Source organism: Psychroserpens sp. (assembly GCF_036960315.1).
Lineage (GTDB): Bacteria > Bacteroidota > Bacteroidia > Flavobacteriales > Flavobacteriaceae > Psychroserpens.
This window is the reverse complement of the sequence record NZ_JBALVR010000030.1, coordinates 1-1,045: the sequence shown is the minus strand read 5'-3', so window position 1 is coordinate 1,045 and position 1,045 is coordinate 1. Positions and strand designations below refer to the sequence as shown.

Genomic DNA, 1,045 nt, shown 5'->3' with positions numbered 1-1,045 from the left:
CGACAGAATCTTCATTTGCCCAAGACCACATCCAACTTTTTGTGTTCTGAGAGAATGTTCCGACTGGAATATATTTGAAATAAACCTCTTTGTCGTTACTATATAGTCTTAATGTTTCGTTTGATTGATTATAAAACCAATTATCATAATTATCTGTATCAAATTTTATTCGAAATAGAGGTTGACTTTTTTGAAGTTTGTCAACTGCTTTTTGAGCATATTTCTCGTATTTCAATGGTCTAAATATCAAATCAGTTCAGGTTTTTGTGCATTGAGTACAACGGATTTGTGTATTGTTATTTGCGGGAATTTCGTTTAGAATATTCCGGTTAGTTAAAGATAGTAATTTGTAGGAGAAGTTCCTCGTCATAACCAACTAAGCAATTAATTATACACGGTGTTAGGTACAGTTTTTTATTTCATTTTCAATTCGCTTAAGAACCTTAACTAACTTTTCAAAATGATCAACGTCATTAATTCCATGTGCTGGAGTTAAAACAATTCTGTTTGCTAGTTTATTTATAGTTCCAATAAAGATTTTCTCATTATTTATATTTTCTATGAAGATTTTATCTGAAATAAGTTTTTTTATTAAGTCTTTATTTCCGCCAAATGAAAATTGGTTTCTAACGTTTCTAGGAATAAATATTGCTCGATTTGGAATTATATAGTCTAAGAATTTATTCAATAAAGTTTTTGGAAAAACATTAAATTCAACTCCATAGGTTTTGTCTAAGTGAAGTGTAATTCTGAAAGGTTCAGTTCCATACATTGCTCCGCCAACTTCATTCAGATTAATACTGATTTTTGTTCCGTCAAAATTTATAATTCCGCTTTTTTGTTGGTAAATGTATTTTCCTGTTGGGCCAGTAAAACTACTGGTTGGATCTTCTGAGTATATTCCATTATATTTTTCTGTTAATTCCTGAATAATACTCATTCGTTCAAAGTTTTCTCAAATTGCACCTAACGGATTTGTGTATTGTTATTTGCGGGAATTTCGTTTAGAATATTCCGATTAGTTAAAGATAGTAATTTGTAGGAG

2 protein-coding genes are annotated in these 1,045 nt (G+C 30.0%); both read right to left on the bottom strand.

Annotated elements, in window-relative coordinates:
- The coding region (locus V7719_RS18755) for a DUF6882 domain-containing protein (RefSeq protein ID WP_335731471.1) at positions 1-235 on the bottom strand (235 nt) is incomplete at its 3' end.
- A gap of 165 nt (positions 236-400) precedes the next feature.
- Positions 401-940, bottom strand: a complete 540-nt coding sequence (locus V7719_RS18750) for a hypothetical protein (protein WP_335731470.1) — start codon at positions 938-940, stop codon at positions 401-403.
- Positions 941-1,045 lie beyond the last annotated feature (105 nt).

Coding starts and splice junctions, on each gene's coding strand:
- V7719_RS18750 (WP_335731470.1), bottom strand. CDS start 940: ATGAGTATTATTCAGGAATTAACAGAAAAATATAATGGAATATACTCA.